At 62.9% G+C, this 1,369-nt stretch carries 1 protein-coding gene; it reads right to left on the reverse strand.

Annotated elements, in window-relative coordinates; translation table 11 throughout:
• Positions 1–265: 265 nt before the first annotated feature.
• On the reverse strand, positions 266–1,294 hold the full coding sequence (locus ACOJB8_RS41050) for an IS110 family RNA-guided transposase (protein ID WP_342950349.1): 1,029 nt from the start codon (positions 1,292–1,294) through the stop codon (positions 266–268).
• Positions 1,295–1,369 lie beyond the last annotated feature (75 nt).

Below are 1,369 nucleotides of genomic sequence, written 5' to 3' on the forward strand. Positions count from 1 at the left end.
AAAATCTATGGTCACCCCCGTTTTTGCAACCTTGATCGTTGACGTTGTGGTTGGCTTGCCTAAATCTATCCGGCGTCGTTGTGGGGATCACTCCCCGCGCCACGATGAGAGTCGCGCCTGATGGTCCTTAAAACCGCCGCGGCTTCGAGAGCCGATTTTTTTAACAGGTTGTCCGTCAGGCCGGTATGCCGTTCACGTCATCAAAGTTCAGCGGTCGCAAAACCAGGTGGGGGACTGCGGTAAAGCGTGGTTGGGGATCGGGCGCTCAGGCCGGCGCGTTGAGGCCCGGTCGCGCATCGAACGTGCCGTGGCGAGTCGCCAGTGCCCAGGCGGTGCGCGCCAGCTTGTTCGCCAGCGCGCAGGCCACGACGTTCGAGTGTCGGCGCGTGAGCATGGCGCGCACCCACTCGGCGAGCCGGCCACTCTGCCGATGGAGCTGCTGCATGTAGACGCGGGCGCACTGCACCAACAGGCGCCGGATGTTCTTGTCACCCCTCTTGCTGATGCCCAGCAGGTTCGCCCTGCCGCCCGTGCTGTATTGGCGCGGCACCAGTCCGATCGACGCGGCAAAGTCGCGGCTGCAGCCGTATTGCTTGCCGTCCCCCATTTCGGCGGAGAGCACGCTCGCCGTGATCGGACCCACGCCGGGGATCGTCAGCAAGCGCTGGCCGAGATCGTCGTCGGCGAGCTGGCGCGCCATCTCCTTGTCGATCTCGGCGATCTCCTCACTGAGGTACTTGAAGTGCGCATGCAGGCGCTCGAGGATCTCGATCAGGCGCGGCGGCAGCGTATGCTCGGCCAGCACGGCCGGCAGTCGCTTGATGACGGATTGCCCGACCGGCAGGCTGATGCCGAACTCAAGTAGAAAGCCGTGGATTTGGTTAACGGCCTTCGTGCGGTCACGAATCAACGAATCGCGCACACGGTGCAGTGCCGAGAGCATTTGCTGCGATTCGGTCTTCGGGGTAACGAACCGCATGGCCGGGCGCGACGCGGCCTCGCAGATCGCTTCGGCGTCCACGAAGTCATTCTTGTTACCCTTGACGAACGGCCGCACGAACTGCGGCGAGATCAGTTTGACCTGATGCCCGAAGCCCGCTAGCTTGCGGGCCAGGTGATGGGCGCCAGCGCACGCCTCCATGACCACCGTGCAGGCGTGAAACGCGGCGAAAAACTCAATCAGCTGCTTGCGCCCCACCTTCTTGCGAAACACGGCCTGGCCGTGCCGGTCCTGGCCGTGAAGGTGAAAGGAGTGCTTGCCCAGATCGATTCCAACCAGCGTCACATCCTGCATGATGGCCTCTCCAGAAAAGAAAACACCCTACAGCGTAACCCGCGTGTAGGGTGGGGGTGACCATCTCATTACCGC

The organism is Paraburkholderia sp. BR10141 (genome assembly GCF_056155635.1).

What these genes read in the sequence shown, in the direction of transcription:
- ACOJB8_RS41050 (WP_342950349.1), bottom strand. Translation starts at nt 1,294, where the DNA reads ATGCAGGATGTGACGCTGGTTGGAATCGATCTGGGCAAGCACTCCTTT.